16 protein-coding genes are annotated in these 24,417 nt (G+C 54.9%); 7 read left to right on the top strand and 9 right to left on the bottom strand.

Features of this window, described 5'->3' with window-relative positions:
* Window positions 1-3 precede the first annotated feature (3 nt).
* On the bottom strand, window positions 4-3,051 hold the full coding sequence (locus H6G52_RS13110; RefSeq protein WP_190528894.1) for a CHAT domain-containing protein: 3,048 nt from the start codon (window positions 3,049-3,051) through the stop codon (window positions 4-6).
* A gap of 703 nt (window positions 3,052-3,754) precedes the next feature.
* Here H6G52_RS13110 and H6G52_RS13105 point away from each other — a divergent pair.
* Window positions 3,755-5,146, top strand: coding sequence for an aldehyde dehydrogenase family protein (locus H6G52_RS13105; protein WP_190528892.1), 1,392 nt, complete (start codon window positions 3,755-3,757; stop codon window positions 5,144-5,146).
* 157 nt (window positions 5,147-5,303) lie between these two features.
* On the top strand, window positions 5,304-6,941 hold the full coding sequence (locus tag H6G52_RS13100) for an acetolactate synthase large subunit (protein ID WP_099533173.1): 1,638 nt from the start codon (window positions 5,304-5,306) through the stop codon (window positions 6,939-6,941).
* Between the two features lie 64 nt (window positions 6,942-7,005).
* Here the strand turns inward: H6G52_RS13100 and H6G52_RS13095 are convergent, their stop codons facing one another.
* The 5 genes from H6G52_RS13095 to H6G52_RS13075 all read right to left on the bottom strand — a co-directional run bounded on the left by H6G52_RS13095 (window position 7,006) and on the right by H6G52_RS13075 (window position 17,064).
* A complete protein-coding gene (locus H6G52_RS13095; protein WP_190528890.1) occupies window positions 7,006-8,766 on the bottom strand; it encodes a tetratricopeptide repeat protein in 1,761 nt (586 codons plus the stop codon).
* Window positions 8,767-8,884: 118 nt separating this feature from the next.
* Complete coding sequence (gene nrdJ, locus H6G52_RS13090; protein ID WP_190528888.1) at window positions 8,885-13,294, bottom strand: ribonucleoside-triphosphate reductase, adenosylcobalamin-dependent; 4,410 nt, start codon at window positions 13,292-13,294, stop codon at window positions 8,885-8,887.
* Window positions 13,295-13,923: 629 nt separating this feature from the next.
* Window positions 13,924-14,211 carry a hypothetical protein gene (locus tag H6G52_RS13085; protein ID WP_190528886.1) on the bottom strand — a complete coding sequence of 96 codons (288 nt, stop codon included), beginning with the start codon at window positions 14,209-14,211 and terminating at the stop codon, window positions 13,924-13,926.
* Window positions 14,212-14,555: 344 nt separating this feature from the next.
* Window positions 14,556-16,160 (bottom strand): serine/threonine-protein kinase, encoded by a 1,605-nt coding sequence (locus tag H6G52_RS13080; RefSeq protein WP_190528884.1) that lies wholly within the window; start codon window positions 16,158-16,160, stop codon window positions 14,556-14,558.
* Window positions 16,063-17,064, bottom strand: a complete 1,002-nt coding sequence (locus H6G52_RS13075; RefSeq protein ID WP_190528882.1) for a serine/threonine-protein kinase — start codon at window positions 17,062-17,064, stop codon at window positions 16,063-16,065. Before H6G52_RS13075 ends, H6G52_RS13080 begins: the two co-directional genes overlap by 98 nt.
* Before the next feature lie 117 nt (window positions 17,065-17,181).
* Here H6G52_RS13075 and H6G52_RS13070 point away from each other — a divergent pair, with 117 nt between their 5' ends.
* The 4 genes from H6G52_RS13070 (at window position 17,182) to H6G52_RS13060 (ending at window position 20,888) form a co-directional block, all read left to right on the top strand.
* On the top strand, window positions 17,182-17,775 hold the full coding sequence (locus tag H6G52_RS13070; RefSeq protein WP_190528880.1) for a Uma2 family endonuclease: 594 nt from the start codon (window positions 17,182-17,184) through the stop codon (window positions 17,773-17,775).
* A gap of 30 nt (window positions 17,776-17,805) precedes the next feature.
* The gene (locus H6G52_RS13065; protein ID WP_190528878.1) at window positions 17,806-18,696 is read left to right on the top strand and encodes a PD-(D/E)XK nuclease family protein; all 891 of its coding nucleotides are present in this window, start codon (window positions 17,806-17,808) and stop codon (window positions 18,694-18,696) included.
* Between the two features lie 318 nt (window positions 18,697-19,014).
* The gene (locus tag H6G52_RS18820) at window positions 19,015-19,137 is read left to right on the top strand and encodes a hypothetical protein (protein ID WP_099533167.1); all 123 of its coding nucleotides are present in this window, start codon (window positions 19,015-19,017) and stop codon (window positions 19,135-19,137) included.
* A 50-nt stretch (window positions 19,138-19,187) separates the two neighbouring features.
* Window positions 19,188-20,888 carry an MBL fold metallo-hydrolase gene (locus tag H6G52_RS13060; RefSeq protein WP_370567707.1) on the top strand — a complete coding sequence of 567 codons (1,701 nt, stop codon included), beginning with the start codon at window positions 19,188-19,190 and terminating at the stop codon, window positions 20,886-20,888.
* A 243-nt stretch (window positions 20,889-21,131) separates the two neighbouring features.
* Here H6G52_RS13060 and H6G52_RS19130 read toward each other — a convergent pair whose 3' ends face one another.
* The 3 genes from H6G52_RS19130 to H6G52_RS13045 form a co-directional block, all read right to left on the bottom strand.
* On the bottom strand, window positions 21,132-21,287 hold the full coding sequence (locus tag H6G52_RS19130; RefSeq protein WP_190528876.1) for a transposase: 156 nt from the start codon (window positions 21,285-21,287) through the stop codon (window positions 21,132-21,134).
* Between the two features lie 195 nt (window positions 21,288-21,482).
* A complete protein-coding gene (locus H6G52_RS13050; protein WP_099532098.1) occupies window positions 21,483-22,241 on the bottom strand; it encodes a HEAT repeat domain-containing protein in 759 nt (252 codons plus the stop codon).
* Window positions 22,242-22,252: 11 nt separating this feature from the next.
* Window positions 22,253-22,903, bottom strand: coding sequence for a thylakoid membrane photosystem I accumulation factor (locus H6G52_RS13045; RefSeq protein ID WP_190528874.1), 651 nt, complete (start codon window positions 22,901-22,903; stop codon window positions 22,253-22,255).
* A 462-nt stretch (window positions 22,904-23,365) separates the two neighbouring features.
* On the opposite strand from H6G52_RS13045, the gene H6G52_RS13040 reads away from it, so the two are divergent.
* Entirely contained in the window at window positions 23,366-24,349 is a 984-nt protein-coding gene (locus H6G52_RS13040; RefSeq protein ID WP_099532097.1) for a GntR family transcriptional regulator, read from the top strand.
* Window positions 24,350-24,417: the final 68 nt, after the last annotated feature.

Raw genomic sequence — 24,417 nt, 5'->3', positions numbered from 1 at the left:
TCCCTAACGGGCTGCCCCCACCAGGGAAAAGGCCGCCCAATTCACCGGATCCGGATGACGCTGTTGGGTATCCAGCATGGCCGCCCGCAAGGCCGCTGCCCGATCGCCCGATTTTAAAAATTCCCGGTAGAACGTCAACATCAATTCCGACGTGGGCTGATCTGGCACTGCCCAGAGGGAAACAACCGTGCTGGGTGCGCCCGCCACAATGAACGCCCGCGACAGCCCGATCGCCCCATCGCTGGTGAGTCGGCCCCGCCCCGTATCGCAGGCACTCAGCACCACCAACTGCGCCTTCAGCTTCAGGTTCAAGATTTCCTCAGTGGTCAGAAATCCGTCTTGGTCATCCCCTTCCGGATTGGGGCTGGGAGCCAAAGCCAAAGCCCCCGGAACCGCTGGAATGACCCCCTCACCAAAGTAGTCATCCAGCAGGCCATGGGTGGCAAGGTGAATAATTTGGGATTCTTCCATTCGGGCGGTGACGGCGGTTTCGGTGGCCGCTGCGCCTTCCAGGGGCTGAGTGTTCAGCAATTGGGCGATCGCCCGGGCCTCCAAGCTGGCTCCCGGTAAGGGGGCCAAGGAGCGCTCCTGGTCGCCCAAGTTGCGATCGGGAATTTGGGGCATGGTTGGGTTACCCACCACCAAAGCCGGGCCACGCAGGGGTTGGGGTTGTCCCGCCGAGAGCGGGGGCAGTTGGCTGCTGGCCAGGGCCAACACACGAATGGAGGGAGAGACCGACAGGGTGTGATTTTGGATCAGGTATTGGCCATCGGCATCGCGCAGGGCCGCAAAGGGCACCAAAAACAGCGTGCCTTGGGGGATAAACACCACCCGATCGCTCGGCTGCTTGGGCAATAGATCGGCGATCGGCTCAATCAACAGGCTGTGGAGTTGGCGCAGGCTGGGCAATTGTTGAAAGGTCACCTTGCTGCGGCTGCGACTCACCAGATCATTCAAGGGAACCGGATGAGGCTGGTTTTCGGCCTGGGGTAACTGGCCGCGCCGAAAGTGAATTTGCCCCTCGGGCGACACCACCCAAATATTCACCTGGTTCGGCGGCGGCGGGTTGAGGGCGCTGGTTTGGGGCTTGGCGGTGGTTAATTGGCAAGACTTGCTGTAGATGCTGCAATAGGTCGTGCTGTCCTCTTGCTGAACCGCGTAGATCACCAGGGTGGCCCGCTGCGATCGGGCTGTGGCCTGGATGCTTTCCACCGACACAGCGGCATCAGGGTTCGACAAACGACCTTGGGCGGCCAATTTCCCCATCATCAAGTCCAAAAACACGCGCGATCGCCCCTGCTCGGACACCACCAGGGCCTGTTCCGGGCGGTTTTGAGCCAAGTACACATCCTGAAGCCGTTGATTGACTTGAGTTTGCAGCTCAATAAAGCCCACTTTGAAATAATCTTCCCCAATGAAGGTTTTCACCAGCTCATCCCAACCCTCGCTCGCTTGGGTGAGGACGCTGGCAGCTCGGTTCAGGTCACCGGATTGGTGTAGGGCCAAGCCCAGATCACTGAGCACTTCCACTTGGCCCCGTCGATCGTTCACCGTTTGGGCAATTTTCAGCGCCGCTTCATAGGATTTGATGGCCGCGCCCCAGTTGCCTTGGGCCGCTTGGGCCAGGCCGATCGAGCGTTGGGCCGCATATTTCAATCGGGGGCTGGGGGCGATCGCCCAGGCCTGTTCCGCCGCTGAGATCGCCGCCGCAAAGTTGCCTTGGTTCAAGTCAAGGGCGCTGCTCAGTTGCCAAAACTCCGGCTCCCACAGGCGATTGCTGACCCCCTTCAGATCTTGGCGGGCTTCGCTCAGGTAGCGGCGAGCTTGGGCATAGTCTCCCGCACCGATCAGGCCCTGCACCATGGTGATCAAGGCCCCTAAACGCCGAACAGGCGTGGCCGTTTGCAGCGGATCGTTGAGCACCTCCAAACTGTCGATCATGCCGGTGGCATAGTCGCCAATGGCGATCGCCCCCTTGGCGCGATCGATCAAAGCCGCATGGTAAAAGGGCCCCCCAGCGGAAGCCTGTAACCGTTGTTGATAAAACTCCAGGGCTTTCAGATAATCCGCCCGTTCGTAGTGAACATTGCCAATGATTCCCAAGGCCACCGATTCAGCACTGGCCGATCGCTCCTGCCGCGCCAGATTCAGCGCCTGGAATCCCCAATCGATCGCCTGATCCAGTTGCCCCCGCTGAAAGTTGACCAAGGCCAACTGAGCCATGGCCGCCGCCGCGCCCGCCCCATCCCGATCGCGCCGATAAATTCCCAGGGCCTGTTCCCAGGTGGCCTGCGCTTCCGGCAACTGACCTTGGCTAAACAGGCTCACCCCCTGCTCCAACAGGCGATTACCCTCCGCCGAGTCCTGTTGCTCCTGAATCAGAATCGCCGGCCCCGCCTTGGGCAGCGGGCCGCTGTAGCCAATCACCCCCGCCATTTCGGCCCCATCGATGTTGGCTCCGTCCAGCTTGGCCCCGGTCAGATTCGCCTGATTCAAGTCAGCCCCAAACAGAATCGCCCCCGTGAGGTCGGCATTGGTCAAATTGGCCCGGTTTAGCTCCGCCCAAGACAAATCGGCCCCCATCAACTGGGCCCCCGTCAGGTTAGACCCGTTGAAATTGACGCGGGACAAATCCACGCCGCTGAGGTCAACCCCCGTCAAATCTGTGCCATCCAGATCGCAATCCTCCACGGTGGCCGATCGCAAATTCACCCCCTGCAAATTGGCCCTCGACAGGGTGGCATCTTCCAAATTGGCCCCCGTCAAATTGGCTCCGGCAAAGTTAGCATTCCAAGCCAAAACCGACTCCAGATTGGCCCCCGATAAATTTGCGCCCCGCAGATCCGCCCCGCTCAAGTTGGCATAGCCCATCCGTTGGCCGCTGAGATCCGCCCCAGATAGATCGCAGCCCTCGCATTGGTTCGTGGCAAATAGTTGGCGCAAATGCTCGGGATCAAAGGCCCAAGCGCGATCGCCCCCACCCCCCAAACAACTGCCCCACAACAGCAGCACCAGCAACCGATTACCAGAGCGATCGAGCCAAGTTGCCATGGGAGTTGTCCTTGGGTGGGTAAGAGGAGAGCTGAGAAACCAGTGATGCGGCAGTGAATCGCAGGCGAGGCTGAAGCGACCCGGCAGAACGATTAGGTCACGCGCAACTCAGCACAGTCTTAATCCAAAAAACAACGGCAATTCAAGACAACACCCCTTGGCCCCAGTCGCGCAAACTCAGTTGCCGGCGCTCGCAAAGCGCTGCACCCTAGTGACCAATTCACGGCCCATTAACGGTTGGTGTGATTGGGCATGATGTAGTTTTGTATAAGGTTACACGGTTTTTGTGAAGTACCGAGAATTGGGCCCCAAAACCCATCTAGGATAGCAATAGGGGTTGAATGAAATATGAATCGATCATGATCGATCATGAATTTCTTTCAGGTTTTTCAATTCTTTTTTCGATCTTGATTATTTGATTCCTGTTCATTGATTTTTTATTGATTACTTCAGCAATTCCTGAACAATAATTTGGTATTCTCAATTGATGCTCACAATTGATGTTCATAATTAATTTGAATTGCTCACTGATTAGTGCTTAATTACTCGTTGTTTTTTGCTGTTATTTTTTTGACTAGCCCTTTATTGACCCTTCAATCAGCCTTTGAGTTAGAACTGGATTAGTGCTTGATCAGTCCTTAACGAGTTCCGGATTGGTTCTAGAGAGGTGCTGATCAGATATGGACAAACTAGGAGGTGTCCAGTGGCCATCGCAACCGTCAATCCCACAACGGGGCAATGGGTTCAAAGTTTTGAACCCCTCACGGATCAGGCATTAGCCACCAAACTGGAGTTAGCCGATCGCGCCTTTCAGGCTTACCAAACTGTGCCGATCGCCCAACGAGCAGCCTGGTTAAACCAAGTAGCCGATCGCCTGGAAACGGACTGCGAAGCCCTCGCCCAGTTAGCTGTTTTGGAAATGGGAAAACCCCTAACCGCAGCGATCGGGGAGGTGCAAAAATGCGCCGCCGTTTGTCGTTTTTATGCCGATCGAGCAGCTGAATTCTTAGCGGATGAAATGGTTGAAACCGATGCTCACCGCAGCTTCATTCGGTATCAACCCTTGGGCCTCATTTTGGCCGTCATGCCTTGGAACTTTCCCTATTGGCAAGTGTTTCGCTTTGCCGCTCCGGCCCTGATGGCCGGTAACGGGGCCCTGCTGAAACATGCGTCTAACGTGCCGCAGGTGGCCCAAAAACTAGAGGACTTATTTTTGGCGGGGGGCTTTCCGGCGGGCATCTTCCAAACCTTGCTGATCGGGAGCGATCGGGTGGCGGCCCTGGTGGCGGATCCGCGCGTGGCGGCGGCTACCCTCACCGGCAGCGAAGGGGCAGGCAGCGCCCTGGCGAGCCATTGCGGAACCCACCTCAAAAAAACCCTGCTGGAGTTGGGCGGCAGCGACCCGCTCATCGTCTGCCCCAGTGCTGATTTTGAGCAAGCGGTGGCCACGGCCGTTGCGTCGCGAATGCTGAACAATGGCCAAACCTGCATCGCCGCCAAACGATTCATCACCGTGGGAGCGATCGGGCCGGCCTTTGAAGCAGCCATTGCCCAAGCCTTTGCTCGGTTGGTGGTTGGCGATCCGGGCGATCGCGCAACCCAGTTGGGGCCCCTGGCCACGGCCTCAATTCTGGAGGAGTTGGCAGACCAAGTGAACCGGGCGATCGCTGCCGGGGCCCGAGTGGTGGTTGGGGGCGATCGGGCGGACCTGCTCGATCGTCTGCCGCCCTCCCTGCAAGGCGGCCACTTCTATCCCCCAACCCTGCTGGCGGACTTGCCCCCCAACGCCCCGATCGCCCAAGAGGAATTCTTTGGCCCCGTTGCCCTCCTTTTCCACACCGAAACCCTCGACCAGGCGATCGCCCTAGCCAACAACACACCCTTCGGTTTGGGGGCCAGCATTTGGACTACGGATTCTTCAGAAATTGAGCAAGGAATTCAACAACTACAGGCGGGCGCTGTGTTTGTCAATAGCCTGGTGAAATCGGATCCGCGACTGCCCTTTGGCGGCATCAAACGTTCCGGCTATGGTCGTGAACTCGCTCGTCAGGGCATGTTGGAATTTATGAACGCCAAAACTGTTTGGGTTCACTAGGCATTTGAAAATTGAAGAAGACAAGCAGCTTCAGCCCCTTGCTCCCGTGGCGATCGGCCCCTTGCTATGACCCACAGCTACCGTCGCCCTTCAGGAATTGACTCTCAGGAATTGATCCGTTTAAACAACCACCATTGACGATCCCGGAACCTAATCTATGAATACCGCAGAATTATTGGTCAAATGCCTTGAAAACGAAGGCGTGCAATATATTTTTGGACTGCCTGGAGAAGAAAACCTCCATTTGTTAGAAGCGATCAGCCAATCTTCAATTCAATTCATCACCACCCGCCATGAACAGGGAGCCGCTTTCATGGCTGATGTTTATGGTCGATTAACCGGCAAAGCTGGGGTTTGTTTATCCACCTTGGGCCCCGGAGCCACCAACCTGATTACTGGTGTGGCCGATGCCAATTTGGATGGGTCACCGGTCGTGGCGATCGCGGGACAAGTGGGCACCGATCGAATGCACATTGAATCCCATCAATATTTGGATTTGGTGTCAATTTTTGCCCCAATTACCAAATGGAGCAGCCAAGTCGTTCGCCCCAGCAACACCCCGGAAATTATTCGCAAAGCCTTCAAACGGGCCCAAAGTGAAAAACCCGGCGCTGTTTATATTGATGTGCCCGAAAATATTGCTGCCATGGCCGTGGAAGGCAAACCCTTAGCCACGGATCAAAACGAAAAAACTTTTGCTTCTTTCAGTGCCCTCAATTCAGCAGCAAACCTGATTGCCAAAGCAAAAAATCCCCTGATTCTGGCCGGCAATGGAGCCATTCGGGCCCGGGCCGATCAAGCGGTCACCGAGTTTGCCACCCAATTGCAAATTCCGGTGGTCAACACCTTCATGGGTAAGGGCATTATTCCCTACACTCATCCCTTAGCCCTGTGGACAACGGGACTCCAAAAACGGGACTTTATTACCTGTGCGTTTGAAGCCGCTGATTTGATCATTGCGATCGGCTATGACTTGGTGGAATATTCACCCAAGCGCTGGAATCCTTACGGCTCCATTCCAATTATCCATGTGGGTGCAATGCCCGCTGAAATTGATAGTAGCTACATCCCCCAAGTGGAAGTGGTAGGCGATATTTCTGATTCGTTGTTGGAGCTGTTGCGACGCACCGATCGCTCCCACCAACCAGAACCCTTTGCGGTTCAATTGCGGGCTGAAATTCGTGAGGATTATGAACAATATGCAGGCGATCGAGCGTTTCCGATTAAGCCTCAAAAAATTGTTTATGACATTCGGCAAGTGCTGGCCCCCGAAGATATTCTGATCTCCGATGTGGGGGCCCACAAGATGTGGATTGCACGGAATTACCACTGCGATCGCCCCAATACTTGCCTCATTTCCAATGGGTTTGCAGCCATGGGCATCGCAATTCCGGGAGCCGTGGCCGCCAAACTGGTGCATCCCGATCGCAAGGTTTTGGCCGTGACTGGTGATGGTGGATTTTTGATGAATTGCCAGGAATTAGAAACCGCCCTGCGCATTGGCACTCCCTTTGTCACGTTGGTTTTCAATGACAGTGGCTACGGACTCATTGAGTGGAAACAACAGGATGCCTTTGGGCGATCGCGCTACATCAAATTTGGCAATCCTGATTTTGTGAAATTTGCCGAAAGTATGGGCTTAAAAGGCTATCGGGTGGAGTCCAATGAAGACTTAATGCCGATTTTGAAACAGGCCTTGGCGGATTCTGTACCTGCTGTGATTGATTGCCCTGTGGACTATCAGGAGAATTTCAAGTTTTCGCAAAAATCCGGCAATTTACATTGCTCGATCTAACCTGCAATTTCGTCTTCACCCTGTGACCTAATCTTTAACTCAAGGCAATCACCATGATCGGAATCTAGGATGCGGTCAACCAATGATTCAGGGTCGATCGCACCTGTTGCAAGGGTTCTGACCAATCGCCCGGTTTCGCTTGTCGAAATAGCCGCATGGTGGGATACCAAGGAGAATCGGGGCGATCGAGCAGCCACCGCCAATCACAGCGGGCCGGCAGCAACACCCAAGTGGGCTTGCCCAACCCACCCGCTAAATGCACCACCGAAGTATCCACCGAGATCAACAAATCAAGCTGTTGACAAATGGCCGCTGTATCCGCAAAGTCCTGAATCCAGGGGCTGCAATCCACTAAATTGAGGTCTGGAAATTGACCGATCAAGGGTTGATAGTCCTGGGCATTTTTTCCAACTTGTAAGCTATAAAGCATCACTGGAAATTCCTGCAAAGCCTTCAGCAAAAGCTCGCAAGGTAGGGACTTATCAAGATAGATATCATGCAGTTCGTCTTCCACTCGATAGCCACTCGCCCAAACAATGCCAATCTTTTTGGGTTTTGCGGGTAATTCCTTGAAAGATGGCGGTAGTGGCCAGGCAGGATCAACGGTTAGATAGGGAATTTGGTTGGGAATTGTTGCCCAATCGGTCTTGCATTGGTGGGGCAAGCTCAAGAGGGGCGATCGATAGTCTACGCCGGGAAGAATTTGCCCTGGTTCCAATACCGGCAAGACCCGATCGATGGCGGGTAATTGGGCAAAAAGTCGATGCAAAACGGTAGGGCCACTAAACCAAACGTTTGCCCCCCAGCTTGCTAATAAATCCGCATAGCGAATGAATTGCAAAGAATCTCCTAGTCCCTGTTCTGCCTGCAAGAGAATGGTGCGGCCATGTAGCGATTCTCCTTGCCATTGGGGATGGGGTAATTCTGGGGGTGGTTGCACCGTTGCCCAGCGCCATTCATATTCGCGAAATCCTTCGGTGAGTTGACCCAACGCCAAGAGAATATGGCTTAAATTCCAATGACTTTTGGCATCTTGCAGGTTATGCTGAATCGCACTCTGAAAGGCTGAAATGGCTTGTAAATAATCAGCCTTTTTCCAATAGAAATTTCCTAAATTGTAATGATAATTGGCAGCTTGAGAATCAAGGGCAATTGCTTTTTGGTGCGCTGTTTCTGCCTCAGACCATTGTCCCACTGCGGTTAAAGCACAACCCAAATCACTCCAGTAGCTGGCTTGTTGGGAATTGAGATTCAGGGCGTTTTGATAGGCCTGAATGGATTGGCCATAGGCTCGATCGAGATAGGCCGCTTTGCCGAGCCGGGCCCAGGCTTGGGCCAAGCGATCGGGCAGTCTTGGATCGGGACAACCCTGAGCGATCGCCCGTTGGTAAATCTGAACTTCCGCCGCAAAATCCTGGCTTTTTTGGGCAACCCAACCCCAGTTAAAATAGGCTTCCCAGCATTGGTGATCTTGGGTGATCGCCCACTCATAGCACTGGCGAGCTTGGGCTAATTTTCCCTGCTGAGCCAGTTGATTACCCAATTGCAAATGGTCACGACTGCTCACCAATTGCGGGTCAAGTTCCAGGGCCCGCCACTGATCGGTTGCCGCTCGTTGAATGTTTCCCAATTGGTGAGCCAGGGCCGATCGCTGCACCCAAAAACTGGCGCGATCGGGGGCTAATTTCAATGCTTGGGCCAAGGCGCGATCGGCCGCGGCCAGTTGACCGGCGGCCCACAAATCCGTTGCTAATTGCTGATATAACTCAGCAGCATTCGGTATGTGGCACAACCGATCGCGCCATTTCGCAATGATCGAACTCAAAATCACCCCAAAACCAACCCAAGACAGACTTTAGTCTAGGATGGCCGGGGCGCTGACAATCAGCCATTTGGGCTGACCACCACAGCCCCAGCCTCAACCGGCGCGATCGCCCCCGGCTCTAGCCCTTCGTTTCTGGCAGCAGGCACTTGTCCGAATCGCAGCCCGCCGGGCCCGCTTCCGCCATTTCGCCCTTGTCATAGCGTCGCAGGGCCTCATGGAAACTACTGATCCGCCGCCGTTGCAGCACCGCATCGTGCATTTCCTGATAGGTTTCCCGCGAAATTGGCTCGAAGGGCAACCGGGGGAAGGTTTGCAGATCGTCAAACCGGGCCAGCAACGCCGCCGAGATATAGCCCTCATCGTTTTGGATCGCCTGGTGAATCCGGCGGCCCAACGGTTCGATTTCCGGCTCCCGCAGTTCGATCGTGGCGCTGGTGTTGTGGGTGGTGTAGTGGGTTTGTACTTGCATGTAGAAGTCAAACTGAGCCAGGGCGCTGAACTGCTCGATCGCGATCGTGTCCGCCCCCGGCAAGTCCGCCCAAGACACTGCCACCGGAATTTCCACCAGCCACTCAGTGCAGCGCGGATCAAACGGATCATTCAGCAAGTTGCCGTTTTCATCCTTATCGGACTGGGACGGCACAATGCTGTAGCCATAGTCCAGACAAGCCAACGCCACCGGATCGTTTTTGCGGAACGTGATCCGCCGAATGAACCGCGCGGCCTTGGGTGGGTGCCAACCGGGTGAAGCCCCCGTCAACAGCGATTTTGTGCCCGAGGGTTGCACCGTTGTGCAGCGGTTGGGGCGGCGCAAACCATGGCGATCGCAGTAGTCCCAAACCGTTTGGTGGACAATTTCCCGCCAACGGTTGAGGTATTGCCGCTCCTGATCTTTAAATTCCAAACCTTGCACGGTGTCCGGGCGACCCGCTTCCCACCAGCGCAACCAATCGACCCCAAAGGCTTGCACAAAGAAATCGAACAAACCAGTGAAGGAAACGCCCACGATCGGGTCAATTGATCGACTGTATTGGTAGCGCTCTTCCTGGAACCGGTGGTTAAGCAAACCTGCCACCGACAAGGCCCCAGCCTTGAAGGCATCCTCTTGGGTTTGGTGATCTTTTGGGTCAATTTGATTGAGGTGAATTTCGCTCAGGTTGCACTGGCCGGTCAACGTACCGCCAAAAACGCCCTTGTGGAACTCTGGCTCATTGAAACAGAAGGTGTCGTGGCGACCCTCCAACGGTTCGATCGAGCGGATCACCTGCCATTTCCCCTTAGCGGCCGGTTGATGACCACGGCTGGTATCCACTCGCTGGCAAGGAATGGCTGCGCAGTCAGTGATTTGCAAGTACCACAAATCTTTCTGACGCACGCCGAGGTTGGTCGCTTCTCCCGCCCGAGCCATCAGGTTGATGGAAGAGCGAATGCCGCATTTCAGCAACAACAGATAGACCCGATAGGCGCGATCGTAGCCCGAGAGGTAGAGGCGGACACCACCGGTTGCGGTTAGGGAACCATCCGCATCAATCAAACCGGCAATGAAGTGCAGAATGGCCTCACGATTCCAGCGAGCGATCGCTTCAAAGGGTTCAGCGGTCTGCTTCAGGTTCCGCACCTGCTCCGGATCAAATTCTCGATCGAAGCCGGTGTAGAGCAAGCAAGGGGTATCGGGATTTTCCGCGTAGAACCGAGGTTGACCCGAGGTGCGACCCGCGATCGCCAATTCCTTCTGGTAGCTCTTGACCCCATAAAGCCGCAGTTGCAGTTGGGGCTTGCCATGGGATTGGCACAGAGAACCATCCCCAACCAATTGCCCAAGGGTGTAGGCCCAAATCGGATCGATCGCCTCGCCATCCCGGTGATCAATTTGGAAGGGTTCCGTATGGATGGCGTATTTCAGGTTCGGCAATTGGTCGATCAATTCGGCCGTTGTCCGTTCTTGATAGGCTTGACCAAAGCGATCTTTGACAAAGAATCGATGGCCTTCCGTGACATCCAAATGCGTGCCATCTGCAAAATGCACGCGGAACAGGGAGCGATCGCGGCCGGTCAAAATTGGCGTGACAGAACTCCAGCGCCGTCCATTCCAAACTTCAACGGATTGCCCTACCAAGGACTGAATTTCATGCAATCCATCCCGGGTAATCAGCAGCGTATTCCCGGCAACGCAGTGGAAATCAGCGCCTAGGATTTCACCACAGTTGTGAGCCATGAAGCCATTCGCATCAAATCGTGATGGGCCAGGAACTGTGCAGTCATAAACTGCTTCAATTCCGTCAGGTGCGATTGCAGCGATCGTGACACTGAAGCGATCGCGATTCAGCTTGCGCTTGTAGTTACTTAATAGCTCGTTGAGCTTGGCTTGTTTTTCTGGTTGCTGGAAGCCGACCCGATCGCGAAACTCCGGGAGGTTGTCATTGGCAATCACCAATTCATGTTGCGCTTGGCAGAAGTAAGGAGCCAAGTTGCGATCGGAATCGGGCATCAAACGAACACCGGCTGGCCGACGATTTTGATAGATCGTTGAAACAATGCCAATCCGCAGCAACATCCGCTGAACGGCTTCTAGGGTTGCCAAGTTGCTTTGGGCCAAGCGGACGCTAATGCCTTTTTGCTGAGTGCCTTGAACGCTGCCATCCGCATCAAACAGCCCTCGCAAGAAACCGCAGTGAAACTCATAGCTCGATCGCTCAATTTCACCGGTCACCCATTTCTCGCGGCGGTGGATACCGAAGCGATCAGCTAGGGCCGCCAAGCCACTCGAAGCAATTTGATGTAGGTGATGATGGGGATGATAGGAACCAGCTAATTTTGCACCACAGGCAACGGTTTTTTGGAGTGTTGCCACAGCATATTCAGCCATTTCCTGTTGCGAATCACCCCAAAAGCGGAGGATTCCTTGATCACTCCAGCTTGTTTCTGCGAGGGAGCCATCACCAACCAGGTTTCCGAGCAACCAGCCTTCATCAAAGGTTCCGTGACCCGACCAGGGTTGAATATCACGGTGATTGTGGATGGAGAGGCGATCACCTGGTTTCAAATCTTCAACAGCGATCCATTCCAAATACTGCCGTTTTTGAGTTTGAGCACTCACGCGCAAGAGTTGGTGGTTTGCAGTCAGTCGCAGCGACAACCCTTCGCGAGTGGTTACTTTGAAGACTGGTTTATCGCCTGTGTAGAAAAAGCCTTCTGCCGTGGTGCTAAACAGCTCGCCATTGACATAGGTTCCATGCTGTTGACCAATTAGCTCCTTGACCTGGCGCGGGCCAAATTCTGTATGTACCCAGGTATCAGCCGTGACGCAAGGATTCAAGCCATAGCGTTGCAGACGATGGGCAGATTCTCGCTCATCAATTTCTGGTGACTTTTCTTTCAGCCACTCTGCGCCCTTCTGTTCCTGAAAAGCAGCAATAAACGCTTTCTTTTCATCATCTCCAGCGATTAAATCGGCATTGCTGCGGGCGATCGCCTCACCAGCCCATTGAATTGCACCTTCGCCGGAATAGAACTGCTTGCGAACCGCGTCGATGCACTCCGTTTCCGTGGGTTTGTGATGAAAAACTCGCGAGTGATTGGCCATCCGCAGGGAGTCGCGATCGGGATCAATTCGCCAATTGCCGGCCTCATCTTGCTGCCACAAATTGTCTTTGGCAGTCGCTCCCAGCTCGTCGTTACTGTCAAACTGACGGATTCCGGCACTGCGGCGAATGTTTCCTGCGACGATCGTCACGGCTGCTTCGTCGATCAATAGGCAGCATTCCACCGAGGTGAGTTGCCGACCGATCGCCCGGTTCAAGATGCGAGTCACCCGATCGTAGAGTTCCGGCAGCTTGATCGGGTTAGCCACGCCGCCGAAGCCCCGGAGCGTTTCCCCGGCCGGCCGCACGTTGCTGAGGTCGATCGCCACTTGCACTTCACCGTCAAATCGCTCATCGCTGCACAGATCCAGCAAGGTTTGGTACGACTTCACCCAGCCCTGGCGACTGTCGCCCACCACCACGCGCACCGCGTTGCCAACGATATCCACCGTTGTTTCCTGCAAGCGTTGACCCACCGGAACCGTACCCAGCTCGCCCGTCACCGTCACGGTGATTGAGTTGCGCACTGGCGGGAGCTGTTCAATGTAGCGCGGTTCCAGCACGCCGCCCGTGCCACAGCCCATCATCGCCAAGTCCATCATCAGCCCAAAGGCTTTCCAGTCGATGACATTGGTGCTGGTGCAGTTGTAGGCTCCTGAAAAGTTTTGTGGGTTTTCCAGCCAGTCCGTGCCCCCAACCCACAGCCAACGCCCCGACGGCAGCGCCACAATCCGCTTCTGCATTCGATCGAGCAGGCTCGCTTCCTGATCGGAAAGATTGCCCAACTTGACCAAGCCGCGCAGGGTGCGATCGGTCGTTTGCTGCCACGATTCCCGCTCCCCGTCCATCCGACGGCTGTAGGTGCGGTAAAACACCGGGTAGGCGGTGGGGGCGTGGTCAGGGAAATCGACGGGTTGCTGCTGAGCGCGGTTCAGTTCTTGCACCATGGGATTGGCTGTGAACAACAGTTGAGACGACACGAAAGGCCGCTGGTCATCGATCAACGCAAGATGTAGCGTTGATCGATGACCAGCCGATCCAATAAACACCAAATCTGGGTGACTTGTAAATGATTGTTGCCAGGGTGATGGCGAATCCGCCACCAGTCAACGACGATTTTCGTATTTTTGCCACCCTGGGGCCCACTTGGAATGGATCCTGAGCCAGTTGTCTAGGTTGCCGCGCAGTTTCTGGCGCATGGTTGCCGAAAAATTCACTTACTTTTAGTGAAAATTCAGAAATGCGAGGTGAAAATTTCTGTGTCTGGGCTGGGACTTCTTTGGGGCTGATGGATGCTTGGTTGGGGTGATTGGCTGAGCGCCGAAAGCTGCGCGATCGGGCTGGTGTGGATTTTTGGAGCGATCGGCTCGATAATTTTGGGCCGTTGAGACTCTGTTGAAGGTAACCCGGACGTGGAGAATTCAGGTCAATTGTTTCTAAAAATTCTTATCAAGATTTTCTGTAAAATGAGTAATTTTCATGGAGCTGAAATTAGGAAGTCAGAATACAGAAAAAGATTAAATTTTTAAGAAAATCGTTTGCTGAACTTAGAGCTTAGCAACTCAACTCAAACTGGCTAGGCGGGATGCAAGGTGCGATAGATCCACCACCCGATCGCTAGGCCGACTCCAGCCGCTAGGGTTAGCAAAGTAACGGCTAATCTTTTGTTGATTCCCAGGTTGTCAACTGTGAATTCTGGGAACAGAACCAAGCTGAGGGGCCAGCTCACCCACCAGAGCGCCGCAAACCCCCATCCATAGCCACTGACCAATTCCCAGGATCCGCGCCACAGAACGACCCCAGCCCCGGCGACAGTCCAGGCGATCACCACGCCCCTCAAAGCCAGCAACGCAGCAGCGCCCACGATGTCCCAGAGAGCTTTTGAGGTGCGATCTTGCGGTGTAGATATCAGATTTGGGAAGAGTCTAGATGTCAGTCTAAAGGCATGGCCAAGCACATTGAGTAAATAGCTAAGAGCTGCATATTCAGCCCAAAAACAAGCTCCAGACCCGGCTAAAACTGCGATGAAAACCAACCCGCTAAACGATGGCAGTTGGGTGACTGAGGCGCTAACACCAATCCCGATGATGGTGTACGAGATGATGCAATTCAGCAGCAATTTTGCAGCGATCGCCATCTAACCGAATCTCCGGGGTGCAGCGTTGTCTCACTTGTTGTTTTCCGCGACTGCATTTCCTCCAAAACCATCTAGGCAGGATGCACGGCGCGATAGATCCACCACCCGATCGCCAACCCAACCCCAGCCGCCAAAGTCGGCAAAACAACCGCCAACCCTTTGCGGTCTCGCGTTTCCACAGCCGCGAATCCTGGGAGCAGACCCAAGCTCAGGGGCCAGCTCCCCCACCACAGACCCACAAACACAAATCCATAGCCACCAATCAACTCCCAAGATCCCCGCCATAGAGCCATTCCAGCCCCAAGCACAGCCACAGCCACAGCCAAAGCCACAGCCCAAGCCCAAGCCACAGCCTTAGCCTCAGCCTCAGCCAAAGCCACAGCCAAAGCCCCAGCCCCAGCCACAGCCACAGCCCCAGCCACAGCCACAGCCACAGCCCAAGCCAAAGCCTCAGCCCCAGCCACAGCCAAAGCCCCAGCCACAGCCACAGCCCAAACCACAGCCCAAACCACAGCCCAAACCACAGCCAAAGCCAAAGCCTCAGCCCCAGCCACAGCCACAGCCAAAGCCTCAGCCCCAGCCACAGCCCAGTTAACTAGTGGTGATGGCGGCACACTGACACCAATCCCAATGATGGTGTAAGCGATCACACAACCTTGAAGCAATCCCCAAGGGATACTAGCGGTCTCATTATCTTGGACAGATGGTTCAGGTTGCGGAGAGTTCTCAGCAATTCGTTCAGATCGCCAATCCCTATCAGTGAAGACTTGCAAAAACTGAGTCACTGATTGCGGGCGATCGTCCGCTTCTAACTCCAATCCCGCCATCAGCATTGTATTGAGATCTTCAGAAATTTCAACCAGTTGGCCAGGTGGTATTAATCTTCCGCCAGTAGATCGTCTGGCAAAAGGTTGGGCAGGATATTTGCCAGTTGCTGCAAAATATAAACTCCCTGCCAAACTAAAGATATCTGCTGAAGGATGTCTAGTATCTTTAGGGTAATCAATTTGTTCGCATGGCGAAAAAATCTGGTGATAAGTACCTTCTGAAGTATTAGGAGATGCAACAAATTCCTTGGCTCCACCCAAATCAATCAGTACTGCTTTTCCATCAGAACACAGCATAATATTGCCGGGATGCACATCTCGATGAACAAGCTTGTGATTGTGCATTAGTTCCAATGCACTGCCAAGTTGTTTGGCAAGAGATATTACCTCCTTTTCTGGTAATTTTCCCTTTTCTTTCACGACATCAGATAAGGTCTGACCATCAATAAATTGCATCACGAGATAATAATTATTAGCTGTTTCTGAAAATAGATCAAACACCTTGACTAAGTTAGGATGAGACTCGATCTTGGCCATCATTTGTCCTTCTCTCACAAACTGCGTCATATAGTCCGACTTATGCTGTCTATACTCGTGTGGAGACTTCAGCACTACATACCGCTTGAGATGACAATCCCAGGCTTTGTAAGTAATTCCAAAGCCCCCTAGCCCCAAAATAGCCTTGATTTCATATCGCCCTCCGCGCAGGGTATCGCCCGGTCTCAAAACCATAAAAATAAAAATACTCGCTCTATTTAGTTGACTTTGCAGGGGATTGAATTGGCGAAGCAGCAGGCGAAGGCACTGTAGGTGGTTCATTTTTAAACCAGCCCATTGCCCCAAATCCACCTAGCAGAGTCCCAATTGCTGTGATCACTGCTGTAACCACTCCGATCACTGCTGAAATAGTTAACCAATTCCAGCTTTTGAAGTCCAAGAGCAATGGCGTTTTAGCTTTCTGGGAAAACGGTTCCAACCAATCCGCCGCCGATTTCGGACGATCAGTCGGTTTCAACGCCATCGCCTTTTCAATTAACCGGCAAATCTTGGCATCATATTGCCCTGAAAAGGTAAGCTGCACATTCTTTCCTTTAGGGTGTCGCTCCAATGCATCGGGCGGTGCTTTTCCCTCCAAAAGCGTGTAGAGCGTCGCCCCCAAGGAATAGATATCCGTGTAGGAACCGCGATCGCCCTTGCTCTTGCCGGCTTCCGGCGCTGCACAACCGCCCGCATGGCTAGCGGTTTGGGTCGCGCTCAACTCATCCGAAAAATTCAGCGCCGACCCAAAATCAATCAACACAGCCGCTGGTTCGCCTGCCCGCAACCGAATATTGGCCGGTCGCACATCGCGATGGATAAATCCGCGCCCATGGATATAGTCCAAAGCCGAGCCAATTTGCCGAACGTAGCGCATGGCTTCATCCACAGACAATCGCCCCAATTCCTCCAAATCTGCGCCCGCAATGTGTTCCATCACCACACAAGGCGCACCATCCTCCTCAAACAGGCGATCGACCTTCATCACATGGGGATGGTTGCAAGCCCTGAGTTGCATCGCCTCATCCCGAAAAATTTGACAGAGCTTGCTCAGGTCAGGATGAACCTTGGCGCTATCGTTTAGGGTCTTGATCGCTACCCGGTTTTGGTTTTGACCATCGATCGCTAAGTAGGTAATTGCAAATCGCCCACAACCCAAAACCCGCTCAATTTCGTAGCGATCGCCATCTAACCGATCTCCGGGGTTCAGCGTCATCTCACTTGCCGTTGTCCGCGACTGCATTCCCTCGATTATGCCCTGTCAGCCGTTCTAGGTCAGCCCAGGGGCGATCGCTATAATCGGTCTTATCCAGGCGATCGCCCGAGGCTAGCCATGACCCTCACGCAACCTCGATCCACCTCCGAATCCACCTCATCACCCCCATGGACAGATGCCGCATTCATGGCCCTGCCCAACGACGGCCACCGCTATGAACTTGTCAATAATCAACTAATTGATATAGGAAATTCAGGTGCTTTAGATGGCCACATTTGTAGCGCCCTGATGATTTTATTGGGGAGTTATATTCGGAGCCAAAAACTGGGATTGCTCTTTGACTCCAGCACCGGCTTCAAGATGCAAAATGGCAACACACGATCGCCCGATTTAGCCTTTTTTGCCAAAAACCGACTTCAAGGACTCACCACCCTACCCACCGGCTTTCTCGAAGGCGCACCCGACTTAGCCGTTGAGGTATTATCGCCAGGAAACACCGTCGAAGAAATTGACGGGAAAATCACGGAATATTTTGCTAATGGCACAAGGTTAATGTGGGTGATTAATCCACAGCAGCGCTATATTTTGGTTTATCGATCGCCCCAAGAACCCGATCGCCTGCTCAAAACAGCCGATCGCCTCGATGGTGAAGCGATCATTCCAGGTTTCAGCCTCCCGATCGCTGAACTATTTCAAGAACTTGATTTTTAATGGCTTTGGATAGCCACATTGTTTTGCATGATGCAGCATTTGTCCCAAGGGGTTTTGAATGCTTGGATGACCTGTCCGCGACAGTTTCAACATCTCTATTTGGATTGTTTACTGTTGCCGGCCAATCCCCACCAACAGGAGCGAATGGTTTGGGGAAGTCGATTCCATTGGCTGATGCAACAATCCATTCAGAACCGTGGAACGGACTGCAAACTCACTGAATTGGGGGCTGAATCGGCGGCCAAGATGTCCTTGGTTTTGCAGGCAGAAGAGGATGCGGAAGCCCAAGCGCTCCATCATGCGGTCGATCGCACCTGGGATAGCCTGCGCCAGTGGTGGGATCAATCGGGAGCCAGCGATTGGGAACTGGATGCGGAACATCGCCGCACTTGGGTGATGGGCGATCGCCTGCTCACTGTGGTGTATGACCTATTGGCAACCCGACCCACAGAAGCGCAGATTTTTGATTGGAAAACTCACGCCCAACCCCTGTCGCGCGATCGACTGCAAGAGGATTGGCAAACCCGTTTGTATCTTTTTGTGTTGGCGGAAACGAGTCATTTACCGCCCGATCGCCTGGCCATGAGTTATTGGTTTGTCCGATCGCCGGCCGCTTCGACCGCCGCCAACGGGCCGGAGTTGGCTTGCGAAACGTTTGCATACAGCGCCGATTGGCACCAATCCACCCAAGCGCAATTGCTGGAGATGGGCCAAGCGATTGATCAGGCGATCGCCGCCTATCACGGAGGGCAGGCGCTGCCGCAATTGCCGGCCCACAGCCCCGCCTGTCGATCATGTTCCTTTGCCAGCCGTTGCGGCCGATCGCCCTCGGTGGCGGAATCGGCCGTGGCGGCTTTGCCTTGGACGTTGACGGAACCGCTCGATCGCCTGTGGGACGCGATCGAGGAAATCCCGATTTGAATTGGGCTTTTGAATTGGATTTTAGAATTAGCTTTTGAAATTTTTTGGAATTTGCTGCCAACCGATCGGGCCTGAGTTGGGTCTCAGTTGGATCTGATCTGTCCTGGCCTCAATCTGCTCAGGGCCGTTGGCTGCATCCCGATTTGACAGCCCGGGAGCCGCTCGATACGGTAGAGGAAAGGCTCGAAGCCTCAAACCCGCCGCCGGATCCTTGGTTTCGGCCCGGGGCATCAATGAAATTTGGGAAAATTTGGGAATTTAACATTTCCCCAAGCTTCCCCCCCTATTTCCTTTAGCTGGTGTGAGTGGTTGCGTCCCATGGATGTGAAATTGATTTTGGCGGTGTTGACCGGTTTGTTCACGGTGGCTTGCCTGTTTTTTGGCACGCGCAACGGGTTTTACGACACGGATAACTATCACGGCAACGGTTCGGCTCACTAACGAAGGGCGATCGGCCCAGTGGCGGCCGATCGATCAAGGAACCCAAACCTGTGACCGAGCTAGAGTGCTTGCCCTATGCCGTGGGCCATGGGGGCGAAGGGATGTGTCTGGTGGTGCGATTGGGAACCCATCGCGTCATGTTGGACTGTGGCTTGCGGAGCCTGTCGCCCCTCCTGGGTGAAGCGTGGGATCATCCAAACCCCATCCGACCGCGATCGGGCATGGTGGGCTGGGGCCGAATGCCGGCCGATTGGGTGGTTTGCAGCCATGCCCACCGCGACCATGCACGCGGCTTGCTGAAGCTCCATGAGCAATTTCCCCATTTGCCGATTTTTGCCAGCGGCGAAACAGCCCAACTGTTGCCCACCAATTGGCTCGATCGCCCTCTGGAGTCAATTCCGCTGTTTTGTCAGTCCCTTCCTTGGCGATCGCCCGTGGCCTTGGCTGATGATTTGACGGTGGAGCTGTTGCCTGCTGGTCATTTGCCGGGAGCGGCCCTCACCCTGTTGCGATACCAGTCCCGGGCCGAATCCCGCAGCAATCGATCGCGCGAATATTGCGTGGCTTACAGCGGGGATTTTTTCCTATCCAATGGCCGGTTGGTGGAAGGAATGCCCCTCACGGAGGTGCGCGGCCTTGCGCCGGATGTGCTGATCGTGGAGGGATCCTACGGGGTGGCCCGCCGATCGCGTCGTCGCCGCCAGGAAAATGACCTCGCGGATCAGGTTAGCCAAGCCCTGGCCCAGGGGCGATCGGTGCTGTTGCCCGTGCCGCTGTTGGGTCTGGGCCAAGAACTGTTGATGCTGTTGCGCAGCCACCACTACTTCACGGGGCGCGAGTTCACCATTTGGGTCGATCGCCAGGTGGCGGCCGGCTGTGATGCCTATTTGGCAATTCTCGATCGATTGCCGGAGTCGGTGCAGAATTTTGCCCGCCATCAAAATCTGTTTTGGGATGATCGGGTGCGGCCACTGGTGCGGCGGCTGTCGAGCGATCAAAACGGGCCCGATTTGGCCCTGGAAGGCCCCTGCCTGCTGTTGGTGGATGATGATTTGCCCGTGGCCCAACTGTGCGATCGCTTCTGTCAGACAGGACGTTGGTTGGTGTCTGTGCAGGCGGCCGCGGGTGGCCGGTTGGAAGCCGAGCCTCTCCGCAGCCCCCATGAGGGCGATCGAATTCTTTACAGCACCTATGAACTGTCGGAACATTCGGACGGCTTGGGCACGCTGCAACTGATCCACAACATGCGCCCTCAGCATGTGGTGTTCGTCCATGGGGGCATTGATCATTTGTCGGGTTTGGCGGCCCTGGATGAACTCAACAGCCGCTACCAAATCCATTGCCCCAGTGCGGGTGCTGCTTTGGAGTTGCCGATCGGGGAAAGCTTTGCCCAACCGGCCGCCCCGATCGAGCGATATGAAGGGGAAATTAGCACCGGAGAGGGAGCCGCCACGGTGCATCTGCCTGATGCGATCGTCCATAGTCCCCGCTGGAAAGCCTTTGCGGAAACGGGGCTGGTGGAAGTGCGCTGGCAGGGATCGGATTTGGTGTTGCGAGGCATGTCCCCTCGGGAAGTGCTCGATCGCAACACCGCCTGGCCCGACACACCGGACTTGATCTGTTGCCAAACTTGCCAATTTTATCGGGGGCAACATTGCCGAAATCCCGCCTCTCCCCTGGCCGATCGGCGTGTGGCTCCCGATGGTTGTTGTCCGGTCTATGCCAGCAACAGCGATCGACAGCCCACCTAAACAGCAAATGTTGTTGCAGATGTTGTTTAGAGCTAATTCATAAAGAGAATCTAAAGCCGAGGTTTTCAATCTTGGCAGCTCTAAATGGGGATTGAAACAAACTACGCGGGATGCCGCATCAAGGAATTCTTCATGTTGCGGCGAGGCTTGACCAGAAATTGCAAGCCATAGTCCTGCCACAACTGATGAGCTAACGCTTTTGAGACGTAGTCTCAGTCAGCAAACACTTTGCCCCAACAGTCTTTACAGTAAGTTGCGTACTGGTTTGCGGCCATCGGTATTGCCAGAAGTTAAGCAGCAGTCGAGCAGTTCACTTTGGTCATTGACCACCAGATGCAGCTTGAGACCAAAGAACCAACCCATAGAGGTTTTGCCCCAGGCCGCTAACTCCTGAAACACCTGATGCTGGTGAGCACGTTGGGGGCGACAAAGCAGCAGTCATCGATTTTGCAGAACAGAGCTTCTAGACTAAGCATGACGGGGTTGGGCTGAGTGTTGTTTTGGTTAATACCTCAGCTTAACCAGTCCCGTCTTTCCTTCGCTCCCCTTATCCCGAATTCACGTTCGGATTAGGGGTGGAGTTTGACGGCCCGGTTATAACCAGCCTTCCTGCTCCAGTTCCGCAATGATTTGCAGGGCGCGGGAATCTCCCAGCTTCAAGAGGGCCGATCGCGCGTCTTCCTTGATGCCGAGTTCGCGATCTTCCACCAGGGCTTCAATCAACCCATCCACGGCTCCCGCATAGATCGCATTGGAGGGCAAGTCGCGGCATAGTTGCCCCAGGGCCCAAGCACAGTTACTGCGCACGGCCGGAACAGGATCTTGGCGCAGGGCCACAATCAGCGGTGGCACGGCCCCCACGATCGCCTCATAACCCACGGCTCCCATTTGCCCCAGGGAACTGGCCGCCCACAGGCGCACGGCCGCAATGTCCCGCTGCAAGGTTTGCACCAACGGAGCCAAGGCCCGGCGATCGCGCCCATTGCCCAGGGCCCAAACGATGCCTTTGCGCACGTAGCCATTCCAATCCCGTTGGAGTTGGCCAATCAAAGGGTCGATCGCCTCTGGATCTGGGTTGCGGCCCAAGGCATAGGCGGCGCTCATCCGCACCAACGGACAAACATCGTTAATGAGTAAAATCAGCCGTTCGCTGGCTCTGGGGTCTTGCAGCTCACAAAACGCCCTGGCTCCCACCGCACGCTGGGCCGGATCCGGATCTTGCAACAGTTGCAACATCACGTCTGGATCGGGGAGCGGCGTGGCTTCGCTCGGGGGCGGAGTTTCGAGAATGTTCAGATGATCTGACTCTGCTGAATCTAAGTCGAGTAACCCGAGGTCATCATTCACCGGCATAGCAGTCCTCCTTAGCGATCGCGGTTGGTCGATTGCGCCTTGGAGGCCGGCTTGGCCGGTTCTGGAACCAATTCCACATTCACCTCATTCACTTCCCGGCGGCGCAGTTCCACGGACTCCGAGCGCGGCAACAGGTTAAACACTGCTCGGAACCGATCGTCCAGTTCCTCGAAGGACACTTGACCGGCGCGATCGAGCAATACTTTCCCCGATTGATCAATTAAAACCGTTTGGGGCACAACGCCACGGTAGTAGTGCGCCGGTTGCAGTGGATCCGCTACCGGCTCCAGGGGCAGAGAATCGGCCACAATAGGCAAAAAGTCCGCCGCTTTGCCATAAAACGCCTGCAATTGGGAGATTGTGGAGGAAAATCGCTTGCAATCGCGGCTATCGTCCACAAAAAACACCAACAGGGTGGGTCGCTGCCGTTCCCGCGATTGGGCCAAGGTCACCCGAGGCGGAACTAAAGAACCGTTGCCCGCATAGAGCGCAAAAATATTGCCATCAAAATTATCGTCATTCAATGTGGCCTGGGCTGGCAGGGCCCCCAAGGCCCAACCCCCAATCGTTAAGGACAGCAACAAGGCGATCGCCCGAGCTAGCCCCTGTCGTCCCCACCAGCGAGCAATAGCGCTGCCCAGTGCCAAACCCCGAACCCACATGACTATCCGTGACATTGAAACCGTGACATTTAAATCGTTAAAAAACGCAAGACAAAAACGCGAAATAGACAGCGTATAAGCCCCTTGCAGAGCCTATCCTATCGCGAACCGCGAAACCCCCCACGTCTGAATTGTGGCCCAATGCCCCGATCGGTCGCCGCAACCCTGGGACAATTGCACCGGTCTGCCGGGGTCTCTCCGGGCGATCGCGCCAGGCTTCCTGGGCGGAAGATGTGCCACCCAACGGGCCGATTGGAATTTCCATGGGTATGATGGGGGGCAAGATCAGCCCAAAACCAGCCCTGTTCCGGTCAGTTCTTCGCCTTTTCGCTGAAAGGATCCTGGTTGGGAAGCTGGGTCAAGGGCTTCAGTGACCACTCCTCTTCAGCGCCTCTCTCCCCTACGCTTACCGTTGTCTGTTCTATTCATTAACCCATTGAGCGAGCGGCTCTAGCTTTAGCTATGGTTCGGTTCCGTATTCAAGCTGACAGTGATATTCCGGCATCCACGCAGTTGTTTAACCAAATTCGGTTTGCGATCGCTTCGCGGCAGTTTCCGCCGGGGCACCGTTTGCCCAGCACCCGCCAACTGGCCATGGAAACGGGCTTGCATCGCAACACCATCAGCAAGGTCTATCGCCAGCTTGAAGATAACGGCCTAGTGGAAGCCCAGCCCGGCTCTGGCATTTACGTGCGGGCCTTGGGCCATGAAGGCGGGGCCCAACTTCGATCGCCCGTTTTTGACAAAAACCCCGAAGCCTATCAACTGGTGAAGCAAAGCCTCGATCGGTTAATCGAAGCCGGTTGCAGCCTCAGCACCGCTCGGGAACTGTTTTTGGGGGAAGTGGATTGGCGGTTACGATGCAGCGCCCGCGTGATTGTCACCGCCCCTCAACAAGACTTGGGGGTGGGCGAAATTATGGCCGGTGAAATTGAGCAATCGCTGCAAATTCCCGTGCAATTGGTGGCCATGGAAGATTTGCCAGCCGCGCTCGATCGCACCGCTTCCGCCACCGTGGTCACCAGCCGCTACTTCATTGGCGATGCGGAAAAAATTGCCGCCCCCAAATCGGCCCGCGTCATCCCCGTGGACATTTATGACTATGCCGAAGAAATTGAATTTGTGAAGAATCTCCCGGCCGGTACGCGGATCGGTCTGGTCAGCATCAGTCCCGGTTGGCTGCGGGCTTCGGAAGTGATTGTCCATAGCTTCCGGGGCGAAGAAATTTTGGTGATGACCACCCTCCCCAGCGACACCTACAAGCTCGGGGCATTGGTCAAAACCGTGCGCTATATCGGGTGCGATCGGGACAGCTTCCCCAAGGTCAAGGCCGCCGTTTCCGCGCACCGAGAAGACATCATCCGTCCCCCGCAGGTGATCTGTTGCGAAAACTACATCGGCAGCCAATCTATGAACCATCTCCAACGGGAGTTAGGCCTGGCCTAGGAACGGCCAAATTTAACCATCGGCCAGACTAGTGATTGGCCGTAGTAAACATTGGCCGCGGCAAAATC

The sequence above is a fragment of the Limnothrix sp. FACHB-881 genome, from assembly GCF_014698135.1.
In the GTDB taxonomy this organism is placed as follows: domain Bacteria; phylum Cyanobacteriota; class Cyanobacteriia; order CACIAM-69d; family CACIAM-69d; genus CACIAM-69d.
This window is presented reverse-complemented; position numbering and strand designations above follow the sequence as displayed.

What these genes read in the sequence shown, in the direction of transcription:
- H6G52_RS13100 (WP_099533173.1), top strand. Translation starts at nt 5,304, where the DNA reads ATGAATACCGCAGAATTATTGGTCAAATGCCTTGAAAACGAAGGCGTG.
- H6G52_RS13070 (WP_190528880.1), top strand. Translation starts at nt 17,182, where the DNA reads ATGACCCTCACGCAACCTCGATCCACCTCCGAATCCACCTCATCACCC.
- H6G52_RS13045 (WP_190528874.1), bottom strand. Translation starts at nt 22,903, where the DNA reads ATGTGGGTTCGGGGTTTGGCACTGGGCAGCGCTATTGCTCGCTGGTGG.
- H6G52_RS13065 (WP_190528878.1), top strand. Translation starts at nt 17,806, where the DNA reads ATGCAGCATTTGTCCCAAGGGGTTTTGAATGCTTGGATGACCTGTCCG.
- H6G52_RS18820 (WP_099533167.1), top strand. Translation starts at nt 19,015, where the DNA reads ATGGATGTGAAATTGATTTTGGCGGTGTTGACCGGTTTGTTCACGGTG.
- H6G52_RS13110 (WP_190528894.1), bottom strand. Translation starts at nt 3,051, where the DNA reads ATGGCAACTTGGCTCGATCGCTCTGGTAATCGGTTGCTGGTGCTGCTG.
- H6G52_RS13040 (WP_099532097.1), top strand. Translation starts at nt 23,366, where the DNA reads ATGGTTCGGTTCCGTATTCAAGCTGACAGTGATATTCCGGCATCCACG.
- nrdJ (WP_190528888.1), bottom strand. Translation starts at nt 13,294, where the DNA reads ATGGTGCAAGAACTGAACCGCGCTCAGCAGCAACCCGTCGATTTCCCT.
- H6G52_RS13050 (WP_099532098.1), bottom strand. Translation starts at nt 22,241, where the DNA reads ATGCCGGTGAATGATGACCTCGGGTTACTCGACTTAGATTCAGCAGAG.
- H6G52_RS13075 (WP_190528882.1), bottom strand. Translation starts at nt 17,064, where the DNA reads ATGACGCTGAACCCCGGAGATCGGTTAGATGGCGATCGCTACGAAATT.